This is a genomic window from Microtetraspora malaysiensis (assembly GCF_001528665.1).
Taxonomy (GTDB): domain Bacteria; phylum Actinomycetota; class Actinomycetes; order Streptosporangiales; family Streptosporangiaceae; genus Microtetraspora_A; species Microtetraspora_A malaysiensis.
In genome coordinates this window covers 23,630-42,070 of record NZ_BBYJ01000020.1, presented here as the reverse complement: position 1 = coordinate 42,070, position 18,441 = coordinate 23,630, and the positions used below count along the sequence as shown (strand labels likewise).

14 protein-coding genes are annotated in these 18,441 nt (G+C 71.4%); 6 read left to right on the top strand and 8 right to left on the bottom strand.

The annotated features are described in order from the left end of the window. The first annotated feature begins 52 nt into the window (after positions 1–52). Together AWQ71_RS25670 and AWQ71_RS25665 are read left to right on the top strand one after the other, a co-directional pair. On the top strand, positions 53–1,012 hold the full coding sequence (locus AWQ71_RS25670) for an RNA polymerase subunit sigma-70 (RefSeq protein WP_067137536.1): 960 nt from the start codon (positions 53–55) through the stop codon (positions 1,010–1,012). Positions 1,013–1,083: 71 nt separating this feature from the next. Beyond that, positions 1,084–2,229 (top strand): serine hydrolase domain-containing protein, encoded by a 1,146-nt coding sequence (locus tag AWQ71_RS25665; protein ID WP_067137534.1) that lies wholly within the window; start codon positions 1,084–1,086, stop codon positions 2,227–2,229. Positions 2,230–2,245: 16 nt separating this feature from the next. Here the strand turns inward: AWQ71_RS25665 and AWQ71_RS25660 are convergent, their stop codons facing one another. Beyond that, positions 2,246–2,938 (bottom strand): rhodanese-like domain-containing protein, encoded by a 693-nt coding sequence (locus AWQ71_RS25660; RefSeq protein WP_067137532.1) that lies wholly within the window; start codon positions 2,936–2,938, stop codon positions 2,246–2,248. 335 nt (positions 2,939–3,273) lie between these two features. Here AWQ71_RS25660 and AWQ71_RS25655 point away from each other — a divergent pair, with 335 nt between their 5' ends. Beyond that, positions 3,274–3,630, top strand: a complete 357-nt coding sequence (locus tag AWQ71_RS25655) for a DUF3140 domain-containing protein (protein WP_067137531.1) — start codon at positions 3,274–3,276, stop codon at positions 3,628–3,630. A gap of 81 nt (positions 3,631–3,711) precedes the next feature. Then, positions 3,712–3,966, top strand: coding sequence for a DUF6343 family protein (locus AWQ71_RS25650; RefSeq protein ID WP_067137529.1), 255 nt, complete (start codon positions 3,712–3,714; stop codon positions 3,964–3,966). A gap of 39 nt (positions 3,967–4,005) precedes the next feature. Here the strand turns inward: AWQ71_RS25650 and AWQ71_RS25645 are convergent, their stop codons facing one another. From AWQ71_RS25645 to AWQ71_RS25625, 5 genes are all read right to left on the bottom strand, one after another. Further along, positions 4,006–4,215: a DUF2795 domain-containing protein gene (locus AWQ71_RS25645; RefSeq protein ID WP_067137528.1), complete on the bottom strand. Its 210-nt coding sequence runs from the start codon at positions 4,213–4,215 to the stop codon at positions 4,006–4,008. A gap of 86 nt (positions 4,216–4,301) precedes the next feature. Then, entirely contained in the window at positions 4,302–4,598 is a 297-nt protein-coding gene (locus AWQ71_RS25640) for a hypothetical protein (protein ID WP_245658456.1), read from the bottom strand. A gap of 91 nt (positions 4,599–4,689) precedes the next feature. Further along, complete coding sequence (locus AWQ71_RS25635) at positions 4,690–6,045, bottom strand: alpha-lytic protease prodomain-containing protein (RefSeq protein ID WP_067137526.1); 1,356 nt, start codon at positions 6,043–6,045, stop codon at positions 4,690–4,692. A gap of 87 nt (positions 6,046–6,132) precedes the next feature. Further along, positions 6,133–7,092, bottom strand: coding sequence for a LysR family transcriptional regulator (locus AWQ71_RS25630; protein WP_067137525.1), 960 nt, complete (start codon positions 7,090–7,092; stop codon positions 6,133–6,135). Positions 7,093–7,235: 143 nt separating this feature from the next. Further along, complete coding sequence (locus AWQ71_RS25625; protein ID WP_067137523.1) at positions 7,236–10,520, bottom strand: M28 family peptidase; 3,285 nt, start codon at positions 10,518–10,520, stop codon at positions 7,236–7,238. Positions 10,521–10,889: 369 nt separating this feature from the next. Here AWQ71_RS25625 and AWQ71_RS25620 point away from each other — a divergent pair, with 369 nt between their 5' ends. Both AWQ71_RS25620 and AWQ71_RS25615 read left to right on the top strand, forming a co-directional pair. Beyond that, positions 10,890–12,170 carry an MFS transporter gene (locus AWQ71_RS25620; protein WP_084259289.1) on the top strand — a complete coding sequence of 427 codons (1,281 nt, stop codon included), beginning with the start codon at positions 10,890–10,892 and terminating at the stop codon, positions 12,168–12,170. A gap of 557 nt (positions 12,171–12,727) precedes the next feature. Then, complete coding sequence (locus tag AWQ71_RS25615) at positions 12,728–14,281, top strand: trypsin-like serine peptidase (protein ID WP_067137521.1); 1,554 nt, start codon at positions 12,728–12,730, stop codon at positions 14,279–14,281. A 128-nt stretch (positions 14,282–14,409) separates the two neighbouring features. Here the strand turns inward: AWQ71_RS25615 and AWQ71_RS25610 are convergent, their stop codons facing one another. Continuing rightward, entirely contained in the window at positions 14,410–15,522 is a 1,113-nt protein-coding gene (locus tag AWQ71_RS25610; RefSeq protein ID WP_067137705.1) for an enolase C-terminal domain-like protein, read from the bottom strand. Then, positions 15,519–18,440: an FAD-binding and (Fe-S)-binding domain-containing protein gene (locus AWQ71_RS25605; protein ID WP_067137519.1), complete on the bottom strand. Its 2,922-nt coding sequence runs from the start codon at positions 18,438–18,440 to the stop codon at positions 15,519–15,521. Before AWQ71_RS25605 ends, AWQ71_RS25610 begins: the two co-directional genes overlap by 4 nt. Position 18,441: the final 1 nt, after the last annotated feature.

Below are 18,441 nucleotides of genomic sequence, written 5' to 3'. Positions count from 1 at the left end.
CGGTCCGTACGCGTGCGACCCTGGATGGCCCGGTCGTACGGGAGGGGAGCGGATGACAGCGGCGGAGGACTTCGGGGCGCGCGTGGAGGAGCACCGGCGCGAGCTGCACATTCACTGCTACCGGATGCTGGGCTCCTTCGACGAGGCCGAGGATCTGGTGCAGGAGACGCTCCTGCGGGCCTGGCGGCGCCGGGACGCGTTGCGCGAGGAGTCCGGGCTGCGGGCCTGGCTGTACCGGATCGCCACCAACGCGTGCCTGGACCATCTCCGGGCGCACCCCCGGCGGCCGCAGCCGCGCTCGGCTCCGGCCGCGGCCGATCCCGGAATCGAGCCGCCCGTCTCCGACGCGGTCCCCTGGCTGCAGCCGTACCCGGACGCGTTGCTGGACGCGGCGGACGCGGCGATCGAGCGCGAGACGATCGAGCTGGCCTTCCTCGTCACGATCCAGCACCTGCCGCCTCGGCAGCGCGCCGTGCTGATCCTGCGCGACGTGCTCGGCTGGTCGGCGCAGGAGACCGCCGAGTCGCTGGATCTCACCGTGGCGGCGGTCAAGAGCGCTCTGCAGCGGGCCAGGCCGACGCTCCGGGAGCACCTGCCGGAGCGGCGCCTGGAGTGGGGCGCGGTGACGGAGCCCACCGCCGAGGAGCGCGCGGTCCTGCGGCGCTACATGGACGCGGTCGAGCGGGGCGACCCGTCCCTTCTGCCGGGGATCCTGCGGGCCGACGTGTGGCAGTCGATGCCGCCCGAGCCGATCTGGATCCTGGGACGCGAGGCGTTCGTGGCGGGCTGGACGCCCGCCATGGTGGGCCCCGAGGCGTGGGGCGACTGGCGGCTCCTGCCCGTCCGGGCGAACCGGCAACTTGCCGCGGCCGCGTACCTCCGCAGGCCCGGGGAGTCCCGGTTCTCGCCGTCCTGGATGGGAATCCTGCGGGTCGAGGACGGCCTGGTGTCGCAGATCACGACGTACGGAGACGAGGTGTTCCCGCGGTTCGGGCTGCCGGCCGCGCTCTGATCTTCCTGCGGACCGATTCCTTTCTCCCGCCCCGCTCGTCTCACGAGGGAGCCAACAAGAGAGGAACCACAATGGCCGATCTTCAGCGGAACGTGCAGGCCGTCGTCGACGAGATCGTCGGGTCGGGGGCCGAGCGCGGGGTGCAGGTCGCGGTCTACCGGCGCGGCGAGCCGGTGGTCGACGCGGTCGCGGGCGTCGCCGATCCGGAGACGGGTCGCGCCTTCACCTCCGACACCCCCGTGTACGCCACGTCGACGGGCAAGGGGGTGACCGCGGCCGTCGTCCACGTGCTGGCCGAGCGCGGGGCGCTCGACTACGACACTCCCATCGCGGACGTGTGGCCCGAGTTCGCCGCCCACGGCAAGGACAAGGCGACCGTACGGCACGCGCTGACGCACGCGACCGGTGTGCCGGGGCTGCCGGTCGCGACGACGGCGGCGGACCTGTGCGACTGGGACCGGATGTGCGCGGCGATCGCGGACGCCGTGCCGTGGTGGGAGCCGGGCACCGGCTTCGGCTACCACGCCCAGACATACGGCTACATCCTGGGCGAGGTCGTGCGCCGGGTGACGGGCAGGGCGATCTCCCAGGTCCTCCGTGACGAGGTGGCGGGTCCGCTCGGCGTGGCCGGCGAGCTGTTCTTCGGCGTGCCGCGCCGGGAGCTCGGACGGCTGGCCAGGATCGAGGACGCCCCGTTCCCGGCGGAGCCACCCGCCGAGGCCGCGGAGACGGCGGAGCCACCCGCCGACGCCGCGGAGGCGCCGGTGGACATGCCGTTCTTCCGCGTGGTGAACGGGTACACCGCCGCTCCGATGGCGGCGCTGCCCGACGCCGCGTTCAGCAACCGCGCCGACGTGCTGACCTCGGACATTCCGGCCGGGGCGACGATGACGGCCCGCGCGGCGGCCCGCCTGTACGACGCGCTCCTGGCCGGGACGCTGGTCTCCCCTGCCCGGCTGGCGGAGTTGTCCTCGCCGGCGGTCTCCGGGACGGACGAGGTCACCGGCGCCCCTGCCGTCTTCGGGCTCGGCTACACGATCGGGCTGACCGAGGCCCTGTCGGATCCCACCCTGTTCGGCATGGCCGGCAGCGGCGGCACCGCGGCCTTCGCGGACACGGCGACGGGCGTCTCCGTCGGCGTGATGAAGAACCGCGCGTCGATGGGCGACTTCAGCACCGTCGAACGGATCGCCCGGGTCGTGCTCCAGGCCGGTTGACCGGATCTCCGCGGCGTCAGCCCTCGTCGGGGCCGGTTTCCGGGGCGCGGACGGCGTCCAGGACGAACAGGCCGACCAGGATGCCGTCGGGCAGGGTCACGACCACCTGGTGGACCTTCTTCCGGTCCATCCGGCGTACCAGGGGCTCCATGTCCTCGCTGAGCCGTACGGTCGTCACGCCGACGCGCATGACGCGCTCGGCGGTGGCGTCGGCCGGCACGTCCCTCAGCTCGGCCGGGCCGATCACGCCCTGGACGAGGCGGTCCCGGTCGACCACCACGGCGAGCCCGGCCGGGTCGGCGACGATCCGCTCGGCGACGTCGTCCACGGTGTCGTCGAGATAGGCGATCACCGGGTCACGTCGTACGGCCTGGGCGACCAGGACGGCGTGCCCGTCGAAGGGCAGCCCGGCGGCGATCCAGTCCATCTTGCCCTCGGCATAGTCGTGGACCTGGTCGAAGCCGAGCCGTTCGAGCCGGCGGGACGCGCGGGGGCTCAGGTCGCACATCCGGTCGTGGCAGTAGACGATCACGGGCCGGGTCGGGTCCAGTCCGGCGGCCGTCTCCTCGTTGAGATTTGCCAGCGGCAGATGCGTGGCGCCGGGGAGGTGCGCCCACTCGTACTCCTCCAGGGGGAGCACCTCGACGAGCTGGGCCCGGTGGCCGGTCAGCAGGTCCTGTACGGCGTCGCGGTCGATCGTGTGCACCATGGGTGAGCCCTTACCCGCCGTCCGGGACATGGCACGTGCCCGCGCCTCCCGGCCCCGGAAAACGAGCTCCGGGGCCGGGAACAAAGCCCGGGGACCGGTGGTTACATTCCACGTGGCCGGTGTGCAGGTGTCCCCGGGCCTCACCTAATTTCGCCTTCGCGGACTACCGTTCGGCTGGAGCCGCGTTGTGCTTTTCGCCGAGAGGCGACCCGGCACCGGTTACACATACGTCGAGACCCCGTCAGGAACGCTCCTGGCGGGGTCTCGTCTGTCTCCGGGGGACCCCGCATCGGCGCGACGCTCGCGGGTAGGTGTGCCTGGTCAAGGGGGAACTCATGACCGATCGCTCGGACCCCGAGGTGGACCTGCTCTGGGAGGAGTTCCACGAGGTGGTCAACATGACGTCGGCGGAGCTGCGTTCCTGGCTGCTGACCTCCGCGTCGGACGAGGACGCCTTCCCCGCCGATCCCGACCTGGGCATCCGGGAGCTGGGACGCGGTGTCCTGCATGTGCTCGGCAAACGCAAGGTCGATCTGACGGACGAGGACGTCGAGGTGATGTGCCGGGTCGTCGACTTCGTACGCGAGAGGGTGACGACGGCCCCGGCCGGGGCGGCGCGGGACGACCGCTGGCGGCGCGCGCTGATGTCGGTGGGCCACGATCCGCTCGGGCCGGCCGTGCCCGAAGGCTGACGCCGCGGATACCCGAAGGCTGACGCCGCGGGACGCCTGTGCCGGGTGTTCCCGCCGCCTCCGGGGGAAGGGGACGACGTCATGTGGGGCAAGCGACGAGGCACCGAGCCGCTTGAGGCGCGCTCCGCGCTCCGCGCCCGGGCGCTCCTCTCGAGCGTCGCGCTGCCCATCGCGATCGCGGCCGCCGCCTTCTTCGCGTGGCTCGCGAGCGCGACGGGAGAGACCGTCTGGGCCGTGGAGTCGGGCATCGCCGCTTTCATCGCCCTGGTCGCGGCGATCGACCTGGTCGTCGTCTGGGTCCGGATCAGGCGCCGCAGGAGAGCGGGGACGCTCTGATCGCCCCCGCCCGGCGCCCCTGAGGCCGGGCAGGCGCGATCAGTGCCCGGGGCCGGTGTCGTCCCCGGCGACCGCCCGCATCACCTCGGCGGAGTTGGCGTACCGGCCGGCGGGCAGCAGGGTCAGCGCCGTCACGACGCTCTCGTCCGCTCCCGTGCGGTCCGCGAAGCGGACGAGCTGCTCCCGGGTCCCCGGATATGGGAAGGCCGAGAGGGCCTCGCTCACATGGACGGGATCAGCGGTGGCCACGGCATCTCCTCGACTCGTCGCAACCGGTTCGGCCGCCCACGCCTACCCCGGCCTCGGCATGTCATGCGTGCCGCCGCCGCGGCGGGTCAGGGAGCCGCGGGGGCGTGGCCGGGACGCCCGACCTCGGCGAGGACCCGTTCGATGCGGTCGGCAGCCGCGATGATGTCGGCCACCGGCCCGATCCGCGTCTGCCAGGGGAACCAGAACCAGAGGGCGCCCTCCTCGTCCGGGGCGGTGAACACGCTCTCCGCCAGGGCGGGGGCGGCGACGTTGGTGATGTTCAGCATGGCGTGGCCCCCGCGGGCGCGCACGCGCACGGCGAACCGCCGCTGCTCCAGCTCGGTGCCGAGTCGCTCCAGGTGGCCGATGGCGTCGATCATCATGATGGTCCTCGCTGTTCGAACCGTTGTCGGTACCAGGTGGCGGGGCCGGCCGCCGTGGGTTACGCGGCGGCCGGCGCGGGCCGGTTCGTGATCAGAGCCGCTGCCAGAGGGCGGGCACGTTCGGCGGCTCCCAGCCGGTCATCGACGTGTGCGCCTGGAGGCACCGGTAGGTGACGCCGCCGTAGGTCACCGTGGCGCCCGCCGCGTACGACGTGTTGGCCTGCCAGGTGGTGCCGCCGGGCGGGTTGCTGGGGCTGGGACTCGGGCTCGGGTTCCCGCCGCCGCCCTCGACCCTCAGGGTGAGGCCGTAGGTCGAGAGGATCTCGCCGACCGGCTGGAAGTACGTCGTGCCGCCGCTGCTGCAGTTGCCGGTGCCGCCGGAGGTGACGCCCTGGGCCTGGTCACCGGAGATGAAGGAGCCGCCGGAGTCGCCGGGCTCGGCGCACACGTTGGTGCGAGTCACCTCGTAGACGGTGCCTTCCTGGTAGGTGACGCTGCTGTTGCGCTGCTGGACGGTGCCGCAGTGCCATCCGGTGGTCGAGCCGGAGCGGCAGACGGACGCGCCCTCGATCGCCACGTTCGCGCCGCGTACGGTGAGGTTGGCCCCGTTGCTGTACACCCACGGCTGCGCGGTCCAGCTGCCGTTGGCCGCGACCCAGGCGTAGTCGTTGCCCGGGAAGGACGAGCCCTGGAAGGTGCCCAGGGCGACGCCGTTGGAGCCGCTGGTGGAGCTCGCCACGGCGCAGTGGCCCGCCGTGACGAATCCCTGCGTGGCGCCGCGGGTCACCGGGAAGCCGATCGAGCAGCGGGTGCCGCTGCCGATGTAGTACGCGTCACCGCCGCGCAGGTCGTAGAACGGCCGCGGCTGCTCCGCCGACTTCTCCACGTGGACGAGCGAGCGGTCGGTGCCGCTGGCGGCGACGAACGCCTCGGCCTTCGCGGGCTGGGAGGCCAGCACGACGACGCTGTTGGTCCGTACGTCCACGTACCAGACGGGAGCGGTACGGGGCGCCTTGGCCGCGGCTCGGTCGAGGGCCTCCTTTGCGGCGTCGAGGTCGGTGAGGGAGTGCTGGACGACCGTGGCCTCGGCTCCGGTGGCGACGATGGCGGGCACCGCGTTCGCGTCGGTGGTGGCGACCACGAGCGTGGCGGTGGGGCCGTTCAGCCAGGAGCCGCCGAAGCTGCCGGAGAGCCGCGAGCGCAGTGACGCCTCGGTCTGGCCGGCCCGCTGCTCGTTGGCGAGGCGGGTCCGCGCCTGTTCCGCGCTGAGGCCGAGGTCGCGCTGCATCGCCTCGGCCACGCCGGGCGGCGGTTGCGGGGCCGGCTGGGCGACGGCCGGCTCTTGGGGGGAGGTCGCGGGCTGCGCGGCCGCCATGGTGGCGGGGAATGCCAGGGCGGCGACGGTGAGCGCGCATCCCGCGAGAACGGAGTGTCGAATGCGGAGCATGACGTTTCTCCTTGGGGGGTGGGGACGCCCTCAAGGTAACGGCCATTACATCCGTGGCGTATCTACCGATTTACCCCTATGTCGGTGTTATGGAATGGCATGGAACTGCGGGTTCGCCTTGAGCCACTCCGCGCATCGCGGGCTGCGCTCTACGGCCTCGGCGTGCGCCGCCATGGCGAGGTCGATCACCATGGACGCGGCCCTGGCGGCGGGGGCGTCGGCGTGCCAGCCGATCCGCTGCCGCCAGTGGAGCGGCGCTCCGGCGAGGGGCACCATGACGGTGCCGGGGACGAGCTGGAAGGTGGCCTGGCAGAGCACGACGGCGCGGTTCAGCTGCGCGAGGTAGACGCAGGTGGCGAGATCGGTCTCGTACATGGTGGCCGGGGTGAAGCCGGCCCGGGCGCACGCGGCGGCGAAACAGTCGCCGAAGCAGCCGTCCCCCGGCGTGACCGCCCAGCTCTCGTCGGCGAGCCGGCCCAGCTCGATCTCGTCCGCGTCGGCGAGTGGATGGTCCTCGCTCAGCAGGACGAAGACCGGGACGGCGCCGACGGTACTCCACACCACGGGATCGCCGGCGGGCGGCGGGCTCTCCCCGCAGGTGCCCACCATGGCGAAGTCCAGCCGGCCGGTGACGAGCATCCCGGTGAGCTCCCGCGCGGACCACGAGGTGTAGGTGTTCACCGGGGTCTCCGGGCAGGTGGTGGTCAGCCGGGCGACGAGCCCGCCGAGGATGGGCCCGTTGGTGGCGCCCATCCGGAAGCAGGTGATGCCGTCGTACGTGTTGGCGAACCGCACCGCCTCCTCTTGAAGCTCCCGTACCGCTGGCAGGACCACGCGGGCCCTGCTCAGGACCAGCTCGCCGAGGGGCGTGGGGCGGGCGCCGTAGCGGTCGCGCTCGAACAGGGCGCCGCCGAGTGTGCGCTCGATGCGCTTGAGCTGCGCGGTCAGCGCGGGCTGGGCGAGGCCGAGCAGCGTGGCCGCCTTGGTGATGCTTCCCGCCTCCGCGACCGCGGTCACGATTTTCAGGTGACGCAGCTCGAGATCCATAGCCGGAAAGTACGGCGGTTGAGTTGTCTGTGCAATCAAGCTACGTCACGAAATCGCGATTGATTTCATTTTGGAGCGTGACATTTCGGATTCGGAGAGTGAATCGGTGGGCGGCTCCCCGTGGCCGCCCACCGATCACCCGGTCAGATCTTCTGCCAGAGCGCCGGGACGAGCGGCGGCTCCCAGCCGGGTAGCGCCGTGTGTCCCTGCAGGCAGCGGTACCGATCGCCGCCGTAGGTCACCACGTCGCCCGCGGCGTAGGTGGTGTAGGGCGCCCAGGTGTCGCCCTGCCCGCCGCCACCGCCGACGGTCAGCGTGAACGTCGCCGAGTGGTTGGCCGCCGTGCCGTTGCCGTTGACGGTGATCGTGTACGTGCTCGCCGTGGTCGTCGCCGAGGTGGCGATCGTCACCGTGGAGGACTGACCCGCGGTGACCGTGGACGGGCTGAAGGAGACGGTGATCCCCGAGGGCGCGTTGGCCGACAGCGTGACGCTCTGCGCGTTTCCGCTGGTGACCTGGGTGCCGACGGTCGCCGTGGCCGACTGGCCGGCCTGGACGGAGGCCGACGACGGGCTCAGCGAGAGCGTGAAGTCGTCGGCCGGGGTCGGCGTGCCACCGACCGCGAGCTTCCACAGCGCCGCGGCGACGGCGTCGCTGTTCCGGTCGAGCGCGGTGGTGTTCACGTTCGCCGGGTAGCGGTCGCAGGACGCGTGGTAGCAGGAGTCGTACGCCTGGCCGGCCGTACCGCCCCACTTCTGCGCCTGCGCGGCGGTCTTCACGCCCTCGGCCCCGCTGAACAGGCCGCCGACCCGGACGCCCGCGTTCTTGAACGGCGCGTGGTCGCTGCGGCCGTCCGCGCCGGTCTCCGGTTCGGTCGCCACGTTGATCGAGGTGAAGTAGTCGGTGAAGACCTTCTGGATGGCGACGTCGTCCTTGTAGACGAAGTAGCCCGGGTTGGGCGAGCCCAGCATGTCGAAGTTCAGGTACGACTCGACGCCGCCCGCGCCGCCGTTCTGCACGTAGTACGTGGAGCCGCGCATCCCCTGCTCCTCCGCGCCCCACCAGGCGAACCGTACGTGCTTGGTGAGCGTGGGGTTACGGGAGGCCAGGGCGAGCGCGACCTCGAGCAGCGCGGCGGAGCCGGAGCCGTTGTCGTTGACGCCGGGGCCGGCGGTCACGCTGTCGAGATGGCCGCCCAGCATCACCGTCGGACCGGTCGGACCGGCCGGCCAGTCGGCGATCAGGTTCGCGTGGGTGGCTCCGTTGTAGGTGAAGTTCTGGATCCGCGTGGTGTATCCCGCGGCGTCCAGCTTGCCCTTGACGTAGTTCAGCGAGGCCGTGTAGCCCGCCGAGCCGGAGGCGCGGGTGCCGCCGTTGGCGGTCGCGATCGACTGGAGCTGGTTCAGGTGCGCGGTGACGTTGGCGACCGCGATGTCCGGGGCCCCGGTCGAGGGGACGCCGACCACCAGCGAGAACGCCGACTCCTTGGTGCCGCTCGCGCCGGTCGCGACGACCGTCAGCGGGTAGGTGCCGTTCGCGACGCCCGGTGACGTGCTGATCGTCAGCGTCGAGGACTGCCCGGAGTTGACCGTCGAGGGCGAGAAGGACGTGCTCACGCCGCTCGGCAGCGGGGTGCGGGTGCTGAGCGTCAGCGACTGCGCGTTGCCGGCCGTCACCGTGGTGGTCACGGTCGCGGTCACCGACTGGCCCGGCTGCACCGTCTTGGACGAGGGGTTGAGCGAGACCGAGAAGTCGTTGCCCGGCGTGGACGTGCAGGTCGGTTCACCGGCTTGCGCGGGTACGCTCACCGCGGCCCAGGCGGCCTTGGTCGCGTCGAACTCGGCGCAGCTTCCCGGGAAGAGCGACTTGGCGGCGTTCAGTGTGGCCACCCGCGCCTTGGCGTGCGTCCACGGGGCCGTCTTCATGTTCAGGCCGGCCTGGAAGATCTTGCCGGCCTTCTGGATGCCGATGCCCGTCACCGTGGTGCTGTTGCAGGTCGGGCTGGCCGGCTTGCCGCCGCCCGGGTTGCTGCCCTCGGCCAGCAGGTAGAACCAGTGGTTCTGCGGGCCTGCCGCCGCGTGCACCTCGGTGTTCGGGATCGAGGACGAGTAGCAGTTCGGGTCGCCGAGGGCGCCCGGGTTGTACATGTTGCGGATGGGCCCGGTGCCGGTGAGGTTGACCCCCTCGCCGACCAGGTAGTCCGGCGTGTCGTACGGCGCGGGCTCGTTCGCGTAGTGCTCGGTCAGCGCGCCGAAGATGTCGCCGGTCGACTCGTTCAGCCCGCCTTCCTCGTTGCCGCTGCTCTGCTGGGGGCTGCCGGAGTACTGGAAGACGGAGTGGCCGTACTCGTGGGCGACCACGTCGATCGGCGTCGCCTGCTTGGCGTTCGACTGGTTGTGGCCGAAGTTGGTGTAACTGCCGTTCCAGTACGCGTTGACGTCGTTCAGGCCGACCCGGGCCGGGAAGGCGCCGCCGGAGCCGTTGAAACCGTTGCGCCCGAGCCAGTCGCGCAACATGTCCCATTCCTTCTGCGCCGCGAACATCGCGTCGACGCAGGCGGTCTCCAGGTCGGTGCCCGACCCGTTGCCCCAGGTGTCGGAAGCCTTGGTGTACGCGGTGCCGCTCTGGCCGCCGCACCGCAGACCGGGCCGCGTCGGGTCGGTCATCGAGTACGACGAGCCGGACCCGGACGTGTTGAACGTCACCGGGCCGTTGTAGTTGCTGTTGCCGGTGCCGCCCTTGACCTCGTCCCAGGCGTCGAAGACCGAGCCGTCCCTCGCGTCCACGTAGACGTGCTGCACGCTCGGGCCCTTGCCGGTGGCGCCGGTGACCACGACCTCCCAGGCGAGGCGGGGCCGCTCGCCGACCGCGTGCACGAGGAGGGTGGGCTCGCCGACGCTTTCGACGACGGACAGCTTGGTCCTGGCCTTGGTCGCGGCCTCGCTCGCGGTGACCGAGGTCGTGGGGTCGATCTTGAGGGTGGCGCGCTGGCCGGTCGTGACCGCCTGGACGACCTGGCCCGACTTGTCGGTCGCCACCACGACGTCGCCGCCGTACACCGGCAGGCCCCGGTGCGTCCTCCGGTAGGTCAGGTACTGGAGGCCCTGGCTGCCGGCGACCGAGCGCTCGAGCTGGAACGCGTCGTCGGAGGAGGTGTGCAGCGCCGCCGCGTCGGTGAGGAGCGCGCCGCCCGCGCTGCTGATCGCCCGCTTGCGCTCGTCGGAGCTCGGCGGGCTGAAGGCCGGCGTGGGGTCGGGCGCGGAACCGGCCAGTGCGGAACCGGCCAGTGCGGAACCGACCGGGCTCGATCCGGCCGGCACGGACCACGTCCGTGCCGCGGCTGAGGCGCCCGGTGCCGCGGCCAGCGAGGCGGCGGCCATGGCCGCCGCCAGCACGGCTGCGGCACCGGGCCTGATCTTGGGATTCACTCTCGTGACTCCTCTGCAGGGGGGTGGGGGGAGCCCGCAATGGGGGCTGCGTAAAGCTGACACCGAGAGCGCGAAGGCCGGTACCTTCCAAGAATCCATAGCGCCGAGATATGGAACCGGCGGCGTGGCCGTCCGGAGCCCGTCGGCGCGCTGCGCGTCCCGGCGCCGCCAGGGGAGGTCCGCGGCGGCCGGTCGTCGTGCGCGGCCTTCGCCGGGGTCCTCCACAGGAGGGCTTCAGACCATCGTCCCGGTCCTTCTGGGCCTGCGGACGGAGGATCACCCCCACCTCGCGCCGCTTAAATGAAGCGACAGTTCCATGCCGTGAACGGCAACATGGATCCGTTTCGGGGGCGTCAGCGAGGAGCAGCAGTGCACAGTGTCCGTCGTGATCTCGGCCTGCTCCGGGATCGGCGTTTCGCCCTGCTGCTCGCCGCGCGGACCATCTCGGTGCTGGGCAGCGGCTTCGCGCCCGTCGCCCTCGCCTTCGGCGTGCTCGGGCTGCCGGGGGCGACGCCGACCACGCTATCGGTGGTCCTCACCGCCGAGGCGCTGCCGATGATCGCGTTCATGCTCGTCGGCGGCGTCATCGCGGACCGGCTGCCCAGGAACCGCGTGATGATGGCGGGCGAGGGGCTCAACGCCGCGGCGTACTCCTGCCTCGCCGTGATGATGCTCACCGGCTGGACGCCGATCCCCGGCCTGGTGACGGCGGCGGCCGTCAGCGGCATCGCGACCGCGATCTTCTTCCCCGCGCTGACCGGGATCGTGCCCGACGTCGTTCCCGCCGAGCGGCTGCAGACGGCGAACGCCCTGCTCGGGCTCGGCAGCAACATCTCGCGGGTGGCCGGGCTCGTCCTGAGCGGTGCGGCGGTGGTCCTGATCGGGGCCGGTTGGTCGCTCGCGATCAGCGGCGCGATGTTCGCCGTGGCCGCCGTGCTGGTCGCCGCGCTGCGCCTCGCCTCGACGGAACGCGCCGCCACCGCCGAACGCCACTCGGTGCTCGCCGACCTGCGCGACGGCTGGCGCGAGTTCAGCTCCCGCCAGTGGCTGTGGGTGGTGGTCGCGCAGTTCTCCATCATGGTCATCGCGATGCAGGCGGCCCACGGCGTCCTCGGTCCGCTGATCGCCAAGGAGAGTCTGGGCGGCGCTCCCGCCTGGTCCGCCGTCCTCGCGGGTGAGGCCGTCGGCATGATCGCCGGCATCCTGGTGACCCTGCGGCTGCGGCCGCGCCGCCCCATCCTGGTCGCGACCCTGCTCACCCTGCCGACGGCGCTGCCGTACCTGCTGCTCGGGGCGGCGGCTCCGCTGTGGACGGTGGTGGCTTCCGCGGTCGTGATGGGCATCTGCTTCGACATCTTCGGCGTGCTGTGGAACACCACGATGCAGCGGGAGGTGCCGCCGGAGGCGCTGTCGCGGGTCAGCTCCTACGACGCGCTGGGCTCGCTGATGTTCGGCCCGATCGGTCTGATGCTGGCCGGGCCGGTGGCGATCTCGGTCGGTCCGCGCCCGGCGCTGCTCGGCTGCGCGGCGATCGTCGCCGTGGCCTCCCTGCTCGCGCTGCTGTCTCCCGGCATACGGAACCTGCGCGCGCCGCGTGACGAGCCGGTGACGGCGGCGCCGGACGCGGCCCCGGCGGAGGCCGGAGCCTAGCTCTCCCCCCGCACGCCCGTACGCGCGGTTCGGTTGGGGTTTCCGCTCGGCCGGGTCGGTCACTTCGCCGGAAGTGCGGTCCTCGCGAAGCCCGCTTCGCCGGGCCGACGCCGCGGTCCTCGCTCCCTTCCGCTCCGCTCCCTCCATCCGCCCCGAAGTGGTGACTGTTTCGGCACGTCCGATGACCTTGGGTAACCGCCTGCCGCTTCGCGCGGAGCCGGTTCGGGGCGGTCGTCAAGATCAAGGCCGACTTAGACGGTTTTAGCGCCAAATCCGTGCCATCTTTCTCGTGTGATCTGTGTCACACTCCGCGCCCTGACTTGGGAGGGTCCCGATGGTCAGGATTTGTGGCCAGATTTGCTGTCTGACCAGGTCAAACGACATTGTCTCCTTTTGATCATCTTTTCGATAACGAAATGGTCACCCGTCCGACCTGCGCAAATGATGACCTCAAACCGTCTTACGGGTAGTTGGTGTGGCTTGTAGGTTCTTGACCTGTCCTTAACTGACGGATGGGGCGCAGATGACGTCCCACGACAGCCCAAGGAGCTGTTCTCTTGAAGCGCACCCTCGCCATCGGCGGAACCCTCACCGGCCTCCTGGCCGCCGGACTGGTGGCCTCTCCGGCCCAGGCAGGCGGCTACAGCGTCAAGGAGACGCTGGCCGGCACCTCGCAGGCCGCACAGCAGGTCGCCTTCTTCTGGTCGGCGCAGATGCTGAAGCAGGCCACGCCGTACAACGTCGAGACCACGGTCGCGGCGAAGCACATCTCCACCGGCGGGCCGTCCAAGAGCAGCAAGCCCGGCACCGTTCCGGCCATCGGGGATGAGAAGAAGTCGTCCTCGAAGTCCAAGAACGTCAACCTCCCGAAGACCACCGGCAAGGTGTTCTTCCTCGGGGCGGACAACCAGCCGCACTGGTGCACCGCCACCTCCCTGCAGTCCAAGTACCGCAACCTGGTCGCCACGGCGGGCCACTGCGTGTACGACACGAAGAGCAACAAGGCCACCCTCGACAAGTGGGTCTTCGTGCCCGGCTACTACCAGGGCAAGACCCCCTGGGGCATCTACGTCGGCAAGCAGGCCTTCACGCACTACGACTACGACGTCTACGAGGACGGCGACCGCGACTACGCGTTCGTGACCGTCTACAACGGCATCCAGCTCGCCGGTGACAAGGAAGTCGACAAGAAGACCTACGACGCCTACACCGGCGACAAGCAGATCCTCTCCGAGGAGGTCAGCGCCGCCGAGTTCGCCGCGAAGTACACCGAGGGCGGACCGTACTGGAAGAAGGCGCTCGACCCCGAGAGCGTGGAGGTGGACCCGCCGGCCGACGGCCACGCCAAGCACGACGAGTACTACACCAAGGGCATCGACGGCATCAAGCTGACCGCCGTCGAGGTCGACGCCAAGGCCTACAAGGCGGCCCCGGACGGCACCACCGCCATGAAGAACGGCGAGAAGTGCCCGAACTGGTGCGGCCACCAGAGCGACGCGTGGACCCGGATCTCCATGATCGAGTACCACAAGCTCAAGCGGGACAAGAACTTCCTGGGCGACCTCAAGGTGGCGCGCGGCAAGCGCTACGTCGAGGCGTACAAGAAGCAGTACTTCCTCAAGCGGTGGATCAAGACCAGCACCCCGGAGAAGTACTACAAGGACCACTACTACGTCCGCGCGGTCTCCAACGTCGGCCGCCTGGGCGACAAGGTCGGCGGCCAGGGCCTGGCCTACAACCAGAAGCTCGGCAAGAACGTCTACGTCTTCGGCTACCCGAGCGGGTCGCACCCGGACGGCAACCACGCCTACACCGGCCAGACCCTCAAGTGGAGCTACGGCAAGACGTTCGCCGCCAAGGCGCCCGCGATCAAGGCCGAGGAACTGGTCGCCGTGAAGTCCTCCTTCACCGGTGAGGGCTCCCTCGGCTCGGCGTGGCTGCTCAACTACAAGAACAACCGCCGCCTCGGCTACCTGAACGGCGTGACCATCGCCGTGGCCGACCGTGACGGCAACAAGCGGATCGACACCAGCATGTCCCCGTACTTCGACGGGGAGACCTACGGCGTCTACAAGCAGGCCGCCAACGTCTGGTCGGGTTCGATCGTCTAGTTCCCCCCATCGGGTGATTCCGCCCGTCAGGGAAGCACGACCTAGGGATGACTCCTAGGGAAAAAGGGATGCCAACGGGGTCCGGCGCTCGGCGCCGGGCCCCGGTTCGGCGTCTCCTGACATGGTCCTCAGTCGCCCGCGGCGTCCACGCCTCCCGTGCGGAACCGCGCCACGTCGGCCTCCCGCAGTTCGAGACCGAGGCCGGGGCGGGACAGGTCGGGCCGCAGCACGCCCTCGACCGGTTCACGGAAGCCGTCGAAGAACATCGACTCGATCCTGACGTGGTCGTGGAACCACTCCAGGTGCCGGACGTTCGGCGTCGCCAGCGCGACGTGCAGGTGCAGCTGCGGCGCGCAGTGCCCGGACACGTCGAGGCCGCGCGCGGCGGCGAGCGCGGCGGCCCGCCGCCACTCCAGCATCCCGCCGCACCGGGTGACGTCGATCTGCAGGCAGTCGACCGCGCCGGCCAGCCGCCGGAAGGTGTACAGGTCGCAGCCGTACTCCCCCGCCGCGACGTCGGCGCGCACCGCGTCGCGGACCCGGCGCAGGCCCGCGATGTCGTCGGAGGTGACCGGCTCCTCGAACCACCGGACGTCCCACTCCTCCATCGCCCGGCCCATCCGGATCGCCTGTTTCGACGTGTACGCGCCGTTGGCGTCGACGTACAGTTCCGCGTGGTCGCCGACGGTCTCGCGGGCCTGCCATACGCGCCGGAGGTCGCGTTCCTCCCGGGTGCCCCGGCCTTCGCCGATCCTGAGCTTCACCCGCGAGATCCCCTGGTCGTGGACCCAGCCGCCGAGCTGCGCGGCCAGGACCGCGTGGGGATAGGTGGTGAAGCCGCCGCTGCCGTAGATGCGCACCCCGTCGGCCGCCTGGCCGAACAGCACGCAGAGCGGCACACCGAGCAGCCGCGCCTTCAGATCCCACAACGCGGTCTCGATGGCCGAGATCGCGTACCCGCACACGCCCGCCCGGCCGTCGTCGCGGACCTTGCGGACCATCTCCTGGAAGGCGCCGGGTACGTCGAACGCGTTCCGGCCGATCACCACCGGGGCCAGCTCGGCGCGGGCGACCGCGGCGCACGCGGCGGCGCCGTACGTCCAGCCGAGGCCGCTCTGCCCACCACCGGTGACCTGGACCACGACGACGGTCGTCCGGTCCCAGGCCAGCGTGCCGTCGGCCTCCGGCCGGTCGGTCGGCACGGTGTAGGCGGTCGCGCGCAGGCTCCGGATCGGCGTCATCGCGAGCCGGAGGTCCGATCCGCCGGCACCGGCATCAGCCGCCGCGCCTGCCGGGGCAGCGCGCCGGAGACGGCCTCCCGCCATGCCTGGTCCAGCGCCTCGGCGAGGTGGATCGGCCGCCGCCCGATCTGCGCCTGCTCGATCTGCGTACGGCAACTGAACCCGTCGGCGAGGACGAGCGCGTGCGGCGGGGCGGCGCGCAGCGCGGGGAGCAGGGCGTCCTCGGCGCACGCCATCGACACGGCGTGGTGGCCGTCCTCGAACCCGAAGTTCCCGGCGAGCCCGCAGCATCCGGCGTCGAGCACGGTCAGCCCCGCCCCGGCCGCCTCAAGCAGCCGCCGGTCCGCGTCGAACCGCATGACCGCGTGCTGGTGGCAGTGCGGCTGCGCGACGACCTCGCGGTCCATCGGCGGCGGCTCCACGCCGTGCTCGTCCAGCAGCTCGGCGAGCGTACGCGTCTGGTCGCGCAGCCGTCTGACGTCGAGGTCGTGCGGCATCAGCTCGGCGGCGTCGGAGCGGAACACGGCCGTGCAGGACGGTTCGAGGCCGACGATCGGCAGGCCCGCCCTGATCTCCTCGCGGAGCACCGCGAGAGTCCGCTCGATCACCTTGCGCGCGACGCCGAGCTGCCCGGTGGAGATCCAGGTCAGGCCGCAGCACGCCGCCGCGCGCGGCAGCCGTACGGTGAACCCGGCCCGCTCCAGGACCCGGACCGCGGCCACACCGACCTCGGGGTGGAAGTTGTCCATGAAGGTGTCCGGCCAGAGCAGCACCTCGCCCCGGTGGCCGTCGCCGCGCGGCCCCCGGCGGCGGTAGGACCGGCTGAACCTGGCGGCGGCGAAGGGCGGGAGCGCCCGTTCCAGCGCGATGCCGCCGGCGCGCTTGACCAGCTCGTCCAGCGGAGGCGTCCCCGTGATGAAGTTGACCAGGGCGGGTGCGAGCGCCGCGAGCCGCGCCCACACCGGCAGCCACCCCATCGAGTAGTGGGCGCGCGGGCGCAGCCGCCCGGCGTAGTGGTGGGCCATGAACTCGGCCTTGTACGTCGCCATGTCCACGTTGACCGGGCAGTCGCTCTTGCAGCCCTTGCAGGCCAGGCACAGGTCGAGGGCGTCCATCACGGCCTCCGAGCGCCAGCCGTCCTCGATCACGCCGCCGTTCACCATCTCGAACAGCAGCCGGGCCCGGCCTCGGGTGGAGTGCTTCTCCTCGCGGGTCGCGCGGTAGCTCGGGCACATGACGCCGCCCTCCTCGTGGCGGCACTTGCCGACGCCGACGCAGCGCAGCGCCGCCCGCGCGAACGAGCCCCGGTCGTGCGGGTAGGCGAAGTGTGTGTCGAGGTGGGGCGGCGCGTAGTCCGTGCCCAGGCGCAGGTTCTCGTCCATCCGGTACGGCTCGTCGCCCGAGAGGCGGACCAGCTTCCCGGGGCTCATCCGCTCGCGCGGGTCGAAGACCGCCTTGAACTCGGTGAACGCCGGCATGAGCTCGGCGCCGAACATGGTGGGCCACAGCTCGCCCCGGGCCTGCCCGTCCCCGTGCTCGCCGGACAGGGAGCCGTTGTAGGAGACGGCGAGGTCGGCCGCCCGCTCCACGAACTCCCGATATTTCCTGATCCCCTCGGCCGTGACCAGGTCGAACGGCATCCGGGTGTGCACGCACGCCTGCCCGAAGTGCCCGTACAGCGTGGACGCCTCGGCGTAGCCGTACTCCTCCTGGAGCCGGTGCAGATCGCGCAGATAGGAGCCGAGATCCTCCGGGGCGACCGCCGAGTCCTCCCAGCCCGGCCAGGTGTCGGGTTCGAGCGGCACCCAGGCGGTCGCGCCGAGGCCGGCCTCGCGGATCTGCCACAGCTCGTCCTCGCGCCGGGGGTCGTCGTAGAAGCGCACGGCGTGGCCGAGCTCCTCGGCCAGGTCCCGCGCCTTGGCGTCCGCCTCGTCCTGGGTGTCCGCCCCGAACTGCGCGATCAGCCAGCCCGCGCCCTCGGGCAGCAGCCGCAGCGCCTCGGCGTTGAGATGCTTGCGCTTCTCGAAGCCGATCAGCTTGTCGTCCAGCCCCTCCAGGGCGAGCGGCTTGTGCGGCAGGATCGCGGGCACCGCGTCCGCCGCCTCGAAGATCGAGGGGTAGCCGAAGACGACCATCGCCCGCGCCTTCGGCCGGTTCACCAGCCGCATCCGCGCCCGCAGGATCGTGACCAGGGTGGACTCCGACCCGACCAGCGCGTTCGCGAGGTCGAAGCCGTTCTCCGGCAGGAGGGCGTCGAGGTTGTATCCCGAGACCCGGCGCGGGATGGCGGGGAAGCGGCGCCGGATCTCCTCGCCGTACCGCTCGGCGATCGAGCGCAGCCGCGCGGTCATCTGCGCGGGCACGCCGTCGCCGCCGCCCGGCGCCGCCCAGAAGCGGTCGCCGTCGTACGTCAGCACGTCGAGGCCGAGCACGTTGTCGGACATCTTGCCGAACGCCTGGGCGGTGGAGCCGCAGGAGTTGTTGCCCAGCATCCCGCCGATGGTGCAGTGGTCGTGCGTCGCCGGCCGGGGTCCGATCATGAGGTCGTACTCGGCGATGCGCGCGTTGAGCGTGTCGAGCACGATGCCCGGTTCGACCGTCACGCTCTTGGCGTCGGGGTCGATCTCGACGATCCGGTCGCAGTACTTGGACCAGTCGATGACGACGGCCGCGTTGCAGCACTGCCCGCCGAGGCTGGTGCCGCCGCCGCGTGACAGCACCGGGACGTCCTGCTCGCGGCACATCGCCACCGTCTCCATGGCGGCCTCCACGGTGCGCGGGACGACCACGCCGACCGGCACCTGCCGGTAGTTGCTCGCGTCGGTGGAGTACAGCGCGCGGCTGCCGTCGTCGAACCTGACCTCGCCGTCCACGCGGCGGCGCAACTCGCCTTCGAGCAGAAGGTTGCGGGAAGCCATG